Raw genomic sequence first — 13,328 nt, forward strand, 5'->3', positions numbered from 1 at the left:
CGCCGAGTCCACGGGGCCCGTCGGCTGCGGGGCGCGCAAGCGTTCCCCGCGGCGGCGGACCTTACCGCCAGGCCCGCTTTTCGATGACCGACGCTTCCGCCCTGATCAGCCCGTCCTACTCCCGCTATATCGCCCGCGCGGCCGCCGCGCGTCCCGCGCTGTCCGACCAGATCGCCGCATGGGCCGCCGCGCCGCTTGTCCGCGCGCAGCTCGACGCGCGCCTGACCGAGCTGCTCGCATCGCCGGCCGGCGCGGTCGCGCCGGGCGACGAGCAACTGAAGCGCGCGCTGCGGCAGTTGCGTGCCGAGGTGTTCGGCGCGGTCGCTGAGCGCGACCTGCGCGGCGTCGCGGACGTCGCCGAGGTGACGTCCGCGATGACCGATCTGGCCGAGGTGGCCGTGCAGCGTTCGCTCGCGCTGCTGTCCGCCGAGCTCGAGGCGATGTACGGCGAGCCGCGAGCGGCCGACGGTCAGCGCGTCGTGCTGGGCGTGGTCGGGATGGGCAAGCTCGGCGGCCGCGAGCTGAACGTGTCGTCGGACATCGACCTGATCTTCGTCTACGAGGACGACGGCGAGACGGCCGGCGGCACGCGCTCGCCGCTGTCCACCCAAGAATATTTCACGCGGCTCGGCCGGCGCCTGATCGGCGTGCTGTCCGAGGTCACCGCCGACGGCTACGTGTTTCGCGTCGACATGCGGCTGCGGCCGAACGGCGATTCGGGGCCGCTCGTCTGCAGTCTCGGGATGCTCGAGGAATATTTCTACGTGCAGGGGCGCGAATGGGAGCGCTATGCGTGGATCAAGGGGCGGCTCGTGTCGGAAGGCGACAGCGACGCGGCGCGGCGGCTCGCGTCGCAGCTCGAATCGATCGTCAAGCCGTTCGTGTACCGCCGCTATCTCGACTTCGGCGTGATCGGCGCGATCCGTTCGCTGCACCAGCAGATTCGCCAGGAAGCCGCGCGCCGCGCGTCGATGCGCCCCGACAAGGCCGACGACATCAAGCTCGGGCGCGGCGGCATCCGCGAGATCGAATTCAGCGCGCAGGTGTTCCAGCTGATCCGCGGCGGCCAGGATGCGGAATTCCGCGTGCGGCCGACGCTCGCGGTGCTGCGCCATGCGCAGGCGCGCGGGCTGATCGGCGAGGACGTGCGCGAGCGCCTGACCGACGCCTACAACTTCCTGCGCACGCTCGAGCACCGGCTGCAGTACCGAGACGACGCGCAGACGCACGCGATGCCGGTCGATCCGGTCGAGCGCGCGGCGCTGGCCGCGTCGCTCGGCTTTGCCGACTACGCGGCGCTGATGACGGTGCTCGACGGCCACCGTACCTTCGTCGAGGCGCAGTTCGACCAGATTTTTGCCGACAAGGCGAGCGGCGGCCCCTGCGCGGCGGGCGAGGACACCACCGCGTCGTGGATCTGGAGCGGGGCGCTCGCCGACGACGGCGAAGACGACGCGCTGCGCGCGCGCCTCGACGGGTTGGGCTTCACCGATCCGGCGACCGTGCTCGCGCGGCTGCGCGCGATCTGGCAGTCGTCGCGCTACGCGGGCTTGCCGGAAAAGAGCCGGCAACGCTTCGACAGCGTCGCGCAGCGCGCGCTCGAGGCGGCGCCGCGGATCGACACCGCGCGCCGCGACGACACCATCGTGCGGCTGTTCGACCTGCTCGAGACGGTCAGCCGGCGCGGCGTCTATCTCGCGCTGCTGACGGAGTATCCGGCCGCGCTCGATCGCGTGCTGTCGGTGCTTGGCGCGACGCGCTGGGGCGGCGGCTACCTGATCCGCCATCCGCAACTGCTCGATGAACTGCTCGACGACGAAGCGATCGCCAGTCCGTTCGACTGGCCCGCGTTCAAGGACGCATTGCGTGCGCGCCTCGCGGCCGCCGACGGCCCCGAGCAGCAGATGGACCTGCTGCGGCATGCGCAGCACGCGGAGGTGTTCCGCATCCTGCTGATCGATCTGGCGGGCCAGCTGTCGGTCGAGCACGTGAGCGATCGCCTCTCGGAGCTCGCCGACGCGGTGCTGGACGTGACGATCGAGGTCGTCTGGTCGCAGCTCGCGAAGCGTCACCGCGACGTGCCGAAGTTCGCGGTGATCGCATACGGCAAGCTCGGCGGCAAGGAGCTCGGCTATGCGTCGGATCTCGACCTGATCTTCCTGTACGACGACCCCGACGAGCGCTCGGCGGATGTCTACACGACGTTTACGCGACGGCTGATCACGTGGCTCACGACCGCGACCGGCGCGGGCGCGCTGTTCGACATCGACTTGCGGCTGCGGCCGAACGGCGAGGCCGGACTGCTCGTGACCGATCTCGACGCGTTTCGCCGCTACCAGCTGCGCGAGGGCGACGCGGCGAACACCGCGTGGGTGTGGGAGCACCAGGCGCTCACCCGTGCCCGCTACAGCGCGGGCGACACGCAGATCGGCGCGGACTTCGAGGTGATTCGCCAGCAGGTGCTGACGACGCCGCGCGACGGCGCGGTGCTTGCGAAGGAGATCGTCGACATGCGCACCAAGGTGTTCGCCGGCCACCCGAACCAGACCGAGCTGTTCGATCTGAAGCACGATCGCGGCGGGATGGTCGACATCGAGTTCATCGTTCAGTACTGGGTGCTGCTGCATGCATCGAGCGATGCCGAGCTGATCCGCAACACCGGCAACATCGCGTTGCTGCGCGAGGTCGCGCGGTTCGGGCTGATGGGCGAGGACGAAGCCGAGCGCGTCGGCGCCGCGTACCGCAAGTATCGGAAGCTGCAGCACAAGCTGCGGCTCGACGGGATGGAAAAGGCCCGCGTCGATCCGGCGCTCGTGGCCGACGAGCGGGCGGCCGTGATGGCGTTGTGGGAGCGGGTGTTCGGCGCGATCGAAACGGGTGTTTGAGTCGGGCGTTCGAACCGAATGTTCGAATCGCCGAGGCAGGGCGCGCGCAATCGGGCGGCGGCTGCCGCCCGTCAAAAAAGACCGGCGCATGCGCCGGTCTTTGTATATTCAGCGATTGGGCGCCCGCGTCAGGCCGCCAGCATTTCCTTCGCGTGCTTGCGCGTCGTCGCGGTGATCTCCAGCCCGCCGAGCATCCGGGCGACTTCCTCGATCCGGCTGGCCTTGTCGAGCGGGACGACCGACGAGACTGTGCCGCCGTGCTCGTCGGCACCCTTCGCGACCTGGTAGTGATGGTCGCCGCGCGCGGCGACTTGCGGCAGGTGCGTCACGCACAGTACCTGGCGGTCACGCCCGAGCTGATGCAGCAGGCGGCCCACCACCTCGGCGACGCCGCCGCCGATGCCCGTGTCGACTTCGTCGAAAATCAGCGTCGGCGTCGGGCTGGCGGCACTCGCAATTACCGCGAGCGCAAGGCTGATCCGTGCGAGTTCGCCGCCCGACGCGACTTTCGCGAGCGGCCGCAGCGGCACGCCGGGGTGTCCGGCGACCCGGAATTCGACCTGCTCGAGCCCGTGCGGGCCACCATCGGCGAGCGGCACGAGCGCGACTTCGAAGCTGCCGCCCGCCATCGACAGTTCCTGCATGCCGGCCGTGACGGCCGTGCCGAGCGCCTTCGCGGCCTGCGCGCGCGCCTTCGACAAGTGCTTCGCGTCGGCGAGGTAGGCTTCCCATGCCTTGGCCTGCGCGGCTTCGAGCGCGCCCAGATCGGCGGCCGCGTCGAGCGCGGCGAGTTGCGCGCGGCGTGCCGCATGTTCCTCGTGCAGCGTGTCGGGCGGCAGCCGGAACTTGCGGGCGGTCGAGTGCAGCGCGTCGAGGCGCGTTTCGACCTGCGCGAGCCGGGCCGGGTCGAGATCGAGGCGCTGCGCGTAGTGCGACAGCGAATAGACGGCTTCCTGCAGCTGGATCTCGGCCGGTTCGAGGGATGCGAGCGCGTCGCCGAGCCCCGTGTCGTAGTCGGCCAGGCTGCGCAGTTTCGACACGATCGCGCCGAGCTGCGGGAGCATCGCGTCGTCAGCCTCGGACAGCGCGTTGAGTGCGCCCTGCACGCCGGCGATCAGGTTCGCCGAATGCGACAGGCGCTTGTGCTCGCTGCCGACTTCGTCCCATTCGCCTGGCTGAGGCGCGAGCTTGTCGAGCTCGGCGAGCTGCCATGCGAGCTTCTCGCGTTCGAGCTGCAGTTCCCGCTCGTGCGCCTTCGCGGCGTCGATCGCCTGCGTCGCGTCGCGCCAGACGCGCCACGCGCGGGCGACGTTCGCGGCATCGGCGACGAGCCCCGCGTGCGTATCGAACAGCTCGCGCTGCGCATCGGGGCGCATCAGCAACTGGTGCGCGTGCTGGCCGTGGATGTCGACCAGCATTTCGCCGAGCTCGCGCAGTTGCGCGAGCGTCGCGCTGGTGCCGTTGATGAACGCGCGCGAGCGGCCATTCGCATCGATCACGCGGCGCAGCATCACGGTGTCCTCGGCATCGAACGCGTGTTCGTCGAGCCAGCGCGCGACGCGGTCGTGCGGCGTGAATTCGGCGGTGATGTCGGCGCGGCCGCAGCCGGCGCGCACGACGCTCGCATCGGCGCGTTCGCCGAGCGCGAGAGCCAGGGCGTCGATCAGGATCGATTTGCCGGCGCCGGTTTCGCCGGAAAAAACGGTAAAGCCGCTGTCGAATTCGAGATCGAGCGCGGCGACGATGACGAAGTCGCGAATCGAGAGGTGGCGAAGCATGGTGTCGGGCTCGGGTGCGTCAGGGCGCCTTGTCGTCTTCGTTCGATGCGTGTTCGTTCCAGTGCAGCTTCTTGCGCAGCGTCGCGTAATAGCTGTAGCCGACCGGATGCAGGAACGGTACCGTGTGCTTCGAGCGGCGCACCTCGATCGTGTCGTTCAGCTCCAGCGCGGTAAACGACTGCATGTCGAAGTTCACGTTGACGTCGCGGCCGCCGACGATCTGGATCGCGATCTTCGAATCGTCGGGCAGCACGATCGGCCTGTTCGACAGCGCATGCGGGGCGATCGGCACGAGCACGATGCCCTGGAGTTGCGGGTGCAGGATCGGCCCGGCCGATGACAGCGCGTATGCGGTCGAGCCGGTCGGCGTGGCGACGATCAGGCCGTCCGAGCGCTGGTTGTACATATACCGGCCGTCGACCGACGCGCGCAGCTCGACCATCCCGGAAAAGCCGCTGCGGTTCACGACGACGTCGTTGAACGCGAGTGCGTGGTAGATCGGCTCGCCGTCGCGCACGATCCGGGCCTCGAGCAGCGAGCGCTCCTCGCGCTCGAACTTGCCCGACAGGATCACCGGGACGAGCGCCTGCATGTCGGCCGCCGCGATGTCGGTGATGAAGCCGAGCCGCCCGTGGTTGATCCCGATCAGCGGTGTCTTGTACGGCGCGAGCTGGCGGCCGATGCCGAGCATCGTGCCGTCGCCGCCGAGCACGACCGCCACGTCCGCGCGCGCGCCGATTTCCGCCGGGGTAAGCGCCGGATAGCCGGAGATGCCGATCTCGCGCGCGGTTTCGGTTTCGAACACGACCTCGAAGCCGAGCTTCGCGATGCAGCCAGCCAGCATGGCGAGCGGCTCGGCGATGCCGGGCGTGTTGCTCCGGCCCACGAGCGCGACAGTATTGAACTGATTACCGGTTTTCATGCCGGCATTACACCATAGCTCGTTGACGAAAAGAACCGGCTGCGTGAGGACGGGGCCGGATCGGTCAGCCCGCGCGACAGTGGCCGTGGCCACTCGCCGTGCTCGCGCGGTTGCGCTAAAATTTTCCACCATGCTAGATCCTCGCGCACGAACCCTCCTGAAAACCCTGATCGAACGGTATATCGCCGACGGTCAGCCGGTCGGCTCGCGCACGTTGTCCCGTTACTCCGGGCTCGAACTGAGCCCGGCAACGATCCGCAACGTGATGTCCGACCTGGAGGAGCTCGGCCTCGTGTCGAGCCCGCACACGTCGGCCGGCCGCGTGCCGACGCCGCGCGGCTACCGTCTGTTCGTCGACACGATGCTGACGGTCGAGGCGCCGATCGATGCCGAGGCCGTTGCGCGCCAGGTGCAGAACACGCTGCAAGCCGGCGAGCCGCAGCAGCGGGTGGTGGCCGCCGCGGCGAGCGTGCTGTCGAACCTGTCGCAGTTCGCGGGTGTCGTGCTGACGCCACGCCGCAGCCATGTATTCAAACAGATCGAGTTCATGCGGCTGTCGGACAAGCGCATCCTGCTGATCATCGTCACGCCCGAGGGTGACGTGCAGAACCGGATGCTTGCGACGCCGCGCGACTATTCGCCTTCGCAGCTCACAGAGGCGTCCAACTACATCAATGCGCATTTCGCCGGGCTGTCGTTCGACGAGGTGCGCCGCCGCCTGCGCGACGAGATCGACCAGCTGCGCGGCGACATGACCACGCTGATGCATGCGGCCGTGACGGCCAGCACGGAGGTGCCCGACACGGAGGACACCGTGCTCATTTCCGGCGAGCGCAACCTGCTCGAGGTGGCTGATCTGTCGTCCGACATGGCGCGGTTGCGCAAGCTGTTCGACGTGTTCGACCAAAAGACGGGCCTCCTTCAATTGCTCGACGTGTCGAGCCACGCCCAGGGCGTGCAGATATTCATCGGCGGCGAATCGACGCTGGTGCCGATCGAGGAAATGAGCGTCGTGACCGCGCCCTACGAGGTGAACGGCCAGATCGTCGGCACGCTCGGCGTGATCGGCCCGACCCGCATGGCGTACAACCGCGTGATCCCGATCGTCGACATCACCGCGCGGCTGCTGTCGCTCACGCTGAGCCAGCAGTAATCCCAACCCGAGCCGATACCGTTTCGCCATCGTGCCGCGATGCCGCGTGCACCGCCAGTCGGCCGAACGGCCAGCCGACCCGAACGAGGCGGCCCGCTATAATTGAGGGCCGTCCGACTGCGTGCCCCGAGCACGTTCCTGCCCATGCGTTTCGATCTCGAGCCGCCTTCGAGCATTGCCGCCGCCCATCGCATCGGCGTGCTGCTGATCAATCTCGGTACGCCCGACGCTCCGACGCCGCGTGCGGTGCGGCGCTATCTGGCCGAATTCCTGTCGGATCCCCGCGTGGTCGAAATCCCGCAGGTCGTCTGGCAGGTACTGCTACGCACGCTGATCCTGCCGCTGCGCGGCCGTGCGTCCGCGAAGAAATATGCGGCCGTCTGGATGCCGGAGGGTTCGCCGCTGCGCGTGTACACCGAGCGGCAGACCGAAGGTGTGCGCCATCTGCTCGCATCGAACGGCTACCAGGTAACGGTCGACTACGCGATGCGCTACGGCAGTCCGGGCATTGCGCAGGCACTCGCGCAGTTCAAGCGCGCGGGCGTCGAGCGCGTGCTGCTGATGCCGATGTATCCGCAATACTCGGCGTCCACCACCGCCACCGCATTCGATGCCGCGTTCGCCGCGCTCGCGCGGATGCGCAACCAGCCGGAGGTGCGCACGGTGCGGCAATATGCCGACCATCCGGCCTACATCCATGCGCTCGCCGAGCAGGTGCGCCAGTACTGGGCGCAGCACGGCCGCCCCGACTTCGCGGCCGGCGACAAGCTCGTGCTGAGTTTTCACGGGGTGCCGAAACGCACGCTCGACCTGGGCGACCCGTATCACGATCAATGCCAGCAGACGGGCGCGCTGCTGATGGCCGCGCTCGGATTGTCGACGCTCGAATGCCGCGTGACGTTCCAGTCGCGCTTCGGCAAGGCCGAGTGGCTGCAGCCGTACACGGCGCCGACGCTGCGCGAACTCGGTGAGGCTGGCGTGCGGCGGGCCGACGTGTTCTGTCCCGGTTTTACGGCCGATTGTCTGGAGACGATCGAGGAGATCGGGATGGAGGTGCGCGACGAGTTCATCGCGGGCGGCGGCCAGGCCTTCCACCGGATTCCCTGCCTGAACGGGGCGCCCGCGTGGATCGGCGCGGTGAGCGAAATCGTCGCCGAGAATCTGCAGGGCTGGCCGGTGAAGGCCGCACAGCCCGAAACGGTGAGTTGAATGCGATGAACTACAAGATTTCGACGGAACCTGGAGCTAAGCTGCGCATCGACAAATGGCTGTGGGCAGCGCGCTTCTTCAAGACGCGCTCGCTCGCGTCCGATGCAGTCGACAAAGGCCACGTGAAGATCGGCGGCGCGGCGGTCAAGCCGGCGAAAGAGGTGCGCGTGGGCGACGAGGTCGAGATTGCGATCGACGGTATCGTCTGGCACATAGCCGTGCTGGGCATTTGCGACGTGCGCGGGCCCGCGAGCATCGCGCAGACGCTTTACGAGGAAACCGAAGCGGGGCGCGTCGCGCGGCTCGCTGAACTGGAGCGGCGCCGCACGTATCGTGAGCCGGCGGCGGAACTGCACGGCCGGCCGACCAAGCGCGACCGGCGCATCATCGACAGATTTTCTGGTGGGAGCTGAACATCTGGTCGAAGGTTGCCCGCGCGCTTCCGTATTCGGTCGTGCGGTCGGTCACGGCTCCGGACAGGCAGATGGTGGTGGTGCCGGCAATCAGTACCAGCGCGACCACCGATATGGCAAAGGTCAGTTTCACGGTACTCGCCTCGATGGGACGGTGAATGCGGCGCCAGGTGGATGTCAGGCGGCGGTAAGCTAGGGTAAACGCGCTTTTTCGACGCTTGAATGGAGTGTAGTGCAGCCCCCTGTGCCGAGCTAGTACTTGCCTGGTAAGCGTTGTTACCGGCCGTTTCGTCCGATCTGGCGACAAATGCGCGCAATCGGGCTGCGCGCGGTGCGGTTGTTTCGCGGTATTGGCGAATACCGGCGAATAGCCCTCTTGAAATCGCAGTTTTCGCCCTTATTTGCACCAACAATGTGCGGTGCCGCCAGCATACGGTCCGGCGGTTGCCGATTTGGCTTCAACCTCTAATCGACTTTCAGCGACATGGAAAACACGCAAGAGAACCCGGCTACCCAATCGGCCGAAGACATCGGCAGCGAGAAGCAGGCGGCGCAAGGCGCTGCTCCCGCCGCTGAAGCAGCCGACGCGGCGCTCGCGGAGGCTCAAGCCAAGGTCGCCGAGCTGCAGGAGAGCTTCCTCCGGGCGAAGGCCGAGACCGAGAACGTCCGCCGCCGTGCGCAGGAAGACGTCTCGAAGGCGCACAAGTTTGCGATCGAGGGCTTCGCGGAGCACCTGCTTCCCGTGCTGGACAGCCTCGAGGCCGCCGTCAGCGACACGTCCGGCGACATCACGAAGGTGCGCGAAGGCGTCGAGCTGACGCTGCGCCAGCTGACGAGCGCGCTCGAGAAGGGCCGCGTCGTCGCGATCAACCCGGTCGGCGAGAAGTTCGATCCGCACCAGCACCAGGCGATTTCGATGGTGCCGGCCGATCAGGAGCCGAACACCGTCGTGACCGTGCTGCAAAAGGGTTACACGATCGCAGACCGCGTGCTGCGCCCGGCGCTCGTCACGGTCGCCCAGCCGAAGTAAGGCTGCCGCGATGGCTCCCGGCGGCGTCGATCCGGCCGCGTTCGACGCGTTCGACATGCAGGCGCTGGCGGCCGACACGTTCGACGCCGCGATTGCCGGCGCCGCAGACGCGCTCGCCGTGGTGTTCTTCTGGGGCGTCGACTGCTTCAACTGCGAGATCGCGAAGAAGGCGATGCTCGCGCAGCCGGACGCGATCCGCGCGCTGGATCTGAAGTGGTTCCACTGCAACGTGTACGAACATCACGAACTGGGGCGCCGCTTCGGCCTGCACGGCGTGCCGACGTGGTTCTTTTTCCACCGCGGCAAGCGGCTCGGCCGCGCGACCGGCTGGCATGGCATGGCGCAGTTCCAGGCGGCGGTGTCGGCGGCGCGCGCGAAGATCGCCGCGGCGGCCGGTGCGCCATCGGGCCGCGACGACGGTCCGCACGATCCGGCTACCCGCGGCGATTGAAAAAATTTAATATCCGCATCGCTTGGCGGGTCTTGAAAACGGATCGGCCGGACGCATTTCGGGAACAGAGTTGAATTCTGGCGCGCGAAACTACCCGTAAAAGCGGCGTTTCGCGCAGCAAACAGGCATTTCTGGAGATTAGGAAAAATGGGAAAGATCATCGGTATTGACCTCGGCACCACGAACTCGTGCGTCGCCATCATGGAAGGCAACCAGGTCAAGGTCATCGAGAACTCGGAAGGCACCCGCACGACGCCGTCGATCATCGCCTACATGGACGATAACGAAGTGCTCGTCGGCGCACCGGCCAAGCGTCAGTCCGTGACCAACCCGAAGAACACGCTGTTCGCGGTGAAGCGCCTGATCGGCCGCCGCTTCGAAGAGAAGGAAGTCCAGAAGGACATCGGCCTGATGCCGTACGCGATCATCAAGGCCGACAACGGCGACGCATGGGTCGAAGCGCACGGCGAGAAGCTCGCGCCGCCGCAGGTTTCGGCGGAAGTGCTGCGCAAGATGAAGAAGACGGCCGAAGACTACCTCGGCGAGCCGGTCACGGAAGCCGTGATCACGGTGCCGGCTTACTTCAACGACAGCCAGCGTCAGGCAACCAAGGACGCCGGCCGCATCGCGGGCCTCGAAGTCAAGCGGATCATCAACGAGCCGACCGCGGCTGCGCTCGCGTTCGGCCTCGACAAGGCCGAGAAGGGCGACCGCAAGATCGCCGTGTATGACCTCGGCGGCGGCACGTTCGACGTGTCGATCATCGAGATCGCGGACGTCGACGGCGAAATGCAGTTCGAAGTGCTGTCGACCAACGGCGACACGTTCCTCGGCGGCGAGGACTTCGACCAGCGCATCATCGATTACATCATCGGCGAGTTCAAGAAGGAGCAGGGCGTCGACCTGTCGAAGGACGTGCTCGCGCTGCAGCGCCTGAAGGAAGCCGCTGAAAAGGCGAAGATCGAACTGTCGTCGAGCCAGCAGACCGAAATCAACCTGCCGTACATCACGGCCGACGCATCGGGCCCGAAGCACCTGAACCTGAAGATCACCCGCGCGAAGCTGGAAGCGCTGGTCGAGGACCTGGTCGAGCGCACGATCGAACCGTGCCGCATCGCAATCAAGGACGCGGGCGTCAAGGTGTCGGACATCGACGACGTGATTCTGGTCGGCGGCCAGACCCGTATGCCGAAGGTGCAGGAGAAGGTGAAGGAATTCTTCGGCAAGGATCCGCGCCGTGACGTGAACCCGGACGAAGCTGTCGCAGTTGGCGCGGCGATCCAGGGCCAGGTCCTGTCGGGCGATCGCAAGGACGTGCTGCTGCTCGACGTGACCCCACTGTCGCTCGGCATCGAGACGCTCGGCGGCGTGATGACGAAGATGATCAACAAGAACACGACGATCCCGACGAAGCACGCACAGGTGTATTCGACGGCGGACGACAACCAGTCGGCCGTGACGATCAAGGTGTTCCAGGGCGAACGCGAGATGGCGGCAGGCAACAAGCTGCTCGGCGAATTCAACCTCGAAGGCATCCCGCCGTCGCCGCGCGGCGTGCCGCAGATCGAAGTGACCTTCGACATCGACGCAAACGGCATCCTGCACGTCGGCGCGAAGGACAAGGCGACCGGCAAGGAAAACAAGATCACGATCAAGGCGAACTCGGGCCTGTCCGACGCTGAAATCGACCAGATGATCAAGGACGCGGAAGCGAACGCAGCGGAAGACCACAAGCTGCGCGAGCTGGCCGATTCGCGCAACCAGGGCGACGCGCTGGTCCACAGCACGAAGAAGGCGCTCACCGAGTACGGCGACAAGCTGGACGCGGGCGAGAAGGAAAAGATCGAAGCGGCGCTGAAGTCGCTCGAGGACGTGCTGAAGGATACGTCGGCCGACAAGGCAGCGATCGACGCGAAGGTCGAGGAACTCGGTCAGGCTTCGCAGAAGCTCGGCGAAAAGATGTACGCCGACATGCAGGCGCAGCAGGCCGGTGCGGCCGGTGCGGCGGGCGCAGCGGAAGGCGCGGCCCACGCGGGTGCGCAGCAGGCTGCGGACGACGTCGTCGACGCCGAGTTCAAGGAAGTGAAGAAGGACTGAGCCGGGTTGCCATGGCACCGCACGCCGCGCGCGACACGCGCGCGGCGTGGCTGAACAGCGGTCTGTCTTTCCTTCCGGATGGCCGGATCGACTCCACGCCTGGCGGGCTTCGCGGCCCTCCGGGCACATTTGTTTTTTGGCGGGTGCTGCGCGAGCCGTCCGCGGACGGCGCAGCGCCAGACGAGTCGAGAGACTTTACTGCGGGCGAAAGGAGCCGCCGCGTGCGTGACGCGCGACGGCACAGCGAATCGATATGGCGAAACGGGATTACTACGAGGTTCTGGGCGTCGCGAAGAATGCGAGCGACGACGAAATCAAGAAGGCGTATCGCAAGCTTGCGATGAAGTATCACCCTGACCGCAATCCGGACAGCAAGGATGCGGAAGAGCATTTCAAGGAAGCGAAGGAAGCCTATGAAATGCTGTCGGACGACCAGAAGCGCGCGGCGTACGACCAGTACGGCCACGCCGGCGTCGATCCGAACATGGGCGGTGCGGGCGGACAGGGTTTCGGCGGCTTCGCGGATGCGTTCGGCGACATCTTCGGCGACATCTTCGGTCAGGCCGCGGGCGGCGCCGCGCGCGGCGGCCGCGGCGGTCCGCAGGTGTATCGCGGTGCCGACCTGCGCTACAGCATGGAAATCACGCTCGAGCAGGCCGCGCATGGCTACGACACGCAGATCCGCGTGCCGAGCTGGGTGTCGTGCGAAGTCTGTCACGGGTCCGGCGCGAAGCCGGGCACGAAGCCGGAAACCTGCCCGACGTGCCACGGCCAGGGCACGGTGCGCATGTCGCAGGGCTTCTTCAGCATCCAGCAGACCTGCCCGAAGTGTCACGGCACCGGCACCTACATCCCCGAACCGTGCGCGCACTGCCACGGGTCGGGCAAGGTGAAGGAAACCAAGACGCTCGAAGTGAAGATCCCGGCCGGCATCGACGACGGGATGCGGATCCGCTCGGCCGGCAACGGCGAGCCGGGCATCAACGGCGGGCCGCCGGGCGACCTGTACGTCGAGATCCACATCAAGCCGCACTCGGTATTCGAGCGCGACGGCGACGATCTCCACTGCCAGATGCCGATTCCGTTCACGACCGCCGCACTCGGCGGCGAGATCGAGGTGCCGACGCTGGCCGGCCGTGCGTCGTTCCCGGTGCCGGAAGGCACGCAGTCGGGCAAGACGTTCCGCCTGCGCGGCAAGGGGATCAAGGGTCTGCGTTCGAGCATCGCGGGCGATCTGTACGTCCACGTGCAGGTCGAGACGCCCGTGAAGCTGACCGAGCAGCAGCGGGACCTGCTCAAGCAGTTCGAGAAGTCGCTGGCCGAGGGCGGTGCGCGTCACAGCCCGCAGAGCAAGAGCTGGTTCGACCGGGTGAAGAGCTTCTTCGAGTAA

The 13,328-nt window shown here is 67.0% G+C and carries 11 protein-coding genes; 8 read left to right on the forward strand and 3 right to left on the reverse strand.

What is annotated here, in order from left to right:
• The first annotated feature begins 83 nt into the window (after positions 1-83).
• A complete protein-coding gene (glnE, locus tag WI26_RS03195; RefSeq protein ID WP_069225159.1) occupies positions 84-2,885 on the forward strand; it encodes a bifunctional [glutamate--ammonia ligase]-adenylyl-L-tyrosine phosphorylase/[glutamate--ammonia-ligase] adenylyltransferase in 2,802 nt (933 codons plus the stop codon).
• A gap of 128 nt (positions 2,886-3,013) precedes the next feature.
• Here glnE and recN read toward each other — a convergent pair whose 3' ends face one another.
• Both recN and WI26_RS03205 read right to left on the reverse strand, forming a co-directional pair.
• The gene (gene recN, locus WI26_RS03200) at positions 3,014-4,663 is read right to left on the reverse strand and encodes a DNA repair protein RecN (RefSeq protein WP_059465449.1); all 1,650 of its coding nucleotides are present in this window, start codon (positions 4,661-4,663) and stop codon (positions 3,014-3,016) included.
• A gap of 19 nt (positions 4,664-4,682) precedes the next feature.
• Complete coding sequence (locus tag WI26_RS03205; RefSeq protein ID WP_059465450.1) at positions 4,683-5,585, reverse strand: NAD kinase; 903 nt, start codon at positions 5,583-5,585, stop codon at positions 4,683-4,685.
• 130 nt (positions 5,586-5,715) lie between these two features.
• Between WI26_RS03205 and hrcA the strand changes: the two genes are divergently transcribed.
• From hrcA to WI26_RS03220, 3 genes are all read left to right on the forward strand, one after another.
• A complete protein-coding gene (hrcA, locus tag WI26_RS03210; RefSeq protein ID WP_011544637.1) occupies positions 5,716-6,738 on the forward strand; it encodes a heat-inducible transcriptional repressor HrcA in 1,023 nt (340 codons plus the stop codon).
• Positions 6,739-6,882: 144 nt separating this feature from the next.
• Positions 6,883-7,947 (forward strand): ferrochelatase, encoded by a 1,065-nt coding sequence (hemH, locus tag WI26_RS03215; RefSeq protein ID WP_069225160.1) that lies wholly within the window; start codon positions 6,883-6,885, stop codon positions 7,945-7,947.
• A 5-nt stretch (positions 7,948-7,952) separates the two neighbouring features.
• Positions 7,953-8,360: an RNA-binding S4 domain-containing protein gene (locus tag WI26_RS03220; protein ID WP_069225161.1), complete on the forward strand. Its 408-nt coding sequence runs from the start codon at positions 7,953-7,955 to the stop codon at positions 8,358-8,360.
• On the opposite strand, the gene WI26_RS32600 is transcribed toward WI26_RS03220, so the two are convergent.
• A complete protein-coding gene (locus WI26_RS32600; protein ID WP_006476841.1) occupies positions 8,332-8,493 on the reverse strand; it encodes a hypothetical protein in 162 nt (53 codons plus the stop codon). The genes WI26_RS03220 and WI26_RS32600 overlap by 29 nt on opposite strands.
• A 351-nt stretch (positions 8,494-8,844) precedes the next feature.
• Here WI26_RS32600 and grpE point away from each other — a divergent pair, with 351 nt between their 5' ends.
• The 4 genes from grpE (at position 8,845) to dnaJ (ending at position 13,328) form a co-directional block, all read left to right on the forward strand.
• Positions 8,845-9,390 (forward strand): nucleotide exchange factor GrpE, encoded by a 546-nt coding sequence (gene grpE, locus WI26_RS03225; protein WP_059465453.1) that lies wholly within the window; start codon positions 8,845-8,847, stop codon positions 9,388-9,390.
• Positions 9,391-9,400: 10 nt separating this feature from the next.
• On the forward strand, positions 9,401-9,841 hold the full coding sequence (locus tag WI26_RS03230) for a thioredoxin family protein (RefSeq protein ID WP_069225162.1): 441 nt from the start codon (positions 9,401-9,403) through the stop codon (positions 9,839-9,841).
• 147 nt (positions 9,842-9,988) lie between these two features.
• Positions 9,989-11,938 carry a molecular chaperone DnaK gene (dnaK, locus tag WI26_RS03235; protein WP_059465455.1) on the forward strand — a complete coding sequence of 650 codons (1,950 nt, stop codon included), beginning with the start codon at positions 9,989-9,991 and terminating at the stop codon, positions 11,936-11,938.
• Positions 11,939-12,191: 253 nt separating this feature from the next.
• Positions 12,192-13,328, forward strand: a complete 1,137-nt coding sequence (gene dnaJ / locus WI26_RS03240) for a molecular chaperone DnaJ (protein WP_059465456.1) — start codon at positions 12,192-12,194, stop codon at positions 13,326-13,328.

It is taken from the genome of Burkholderia diffusa, from assembly GCF_001718315.1.
Lineage (GTDB): Bacteria > Pseudomonadota > Gammaproteobacteria > Burkholderiales > Burkholderiaceae > Burkholderia > Burkholderia diffusa_B.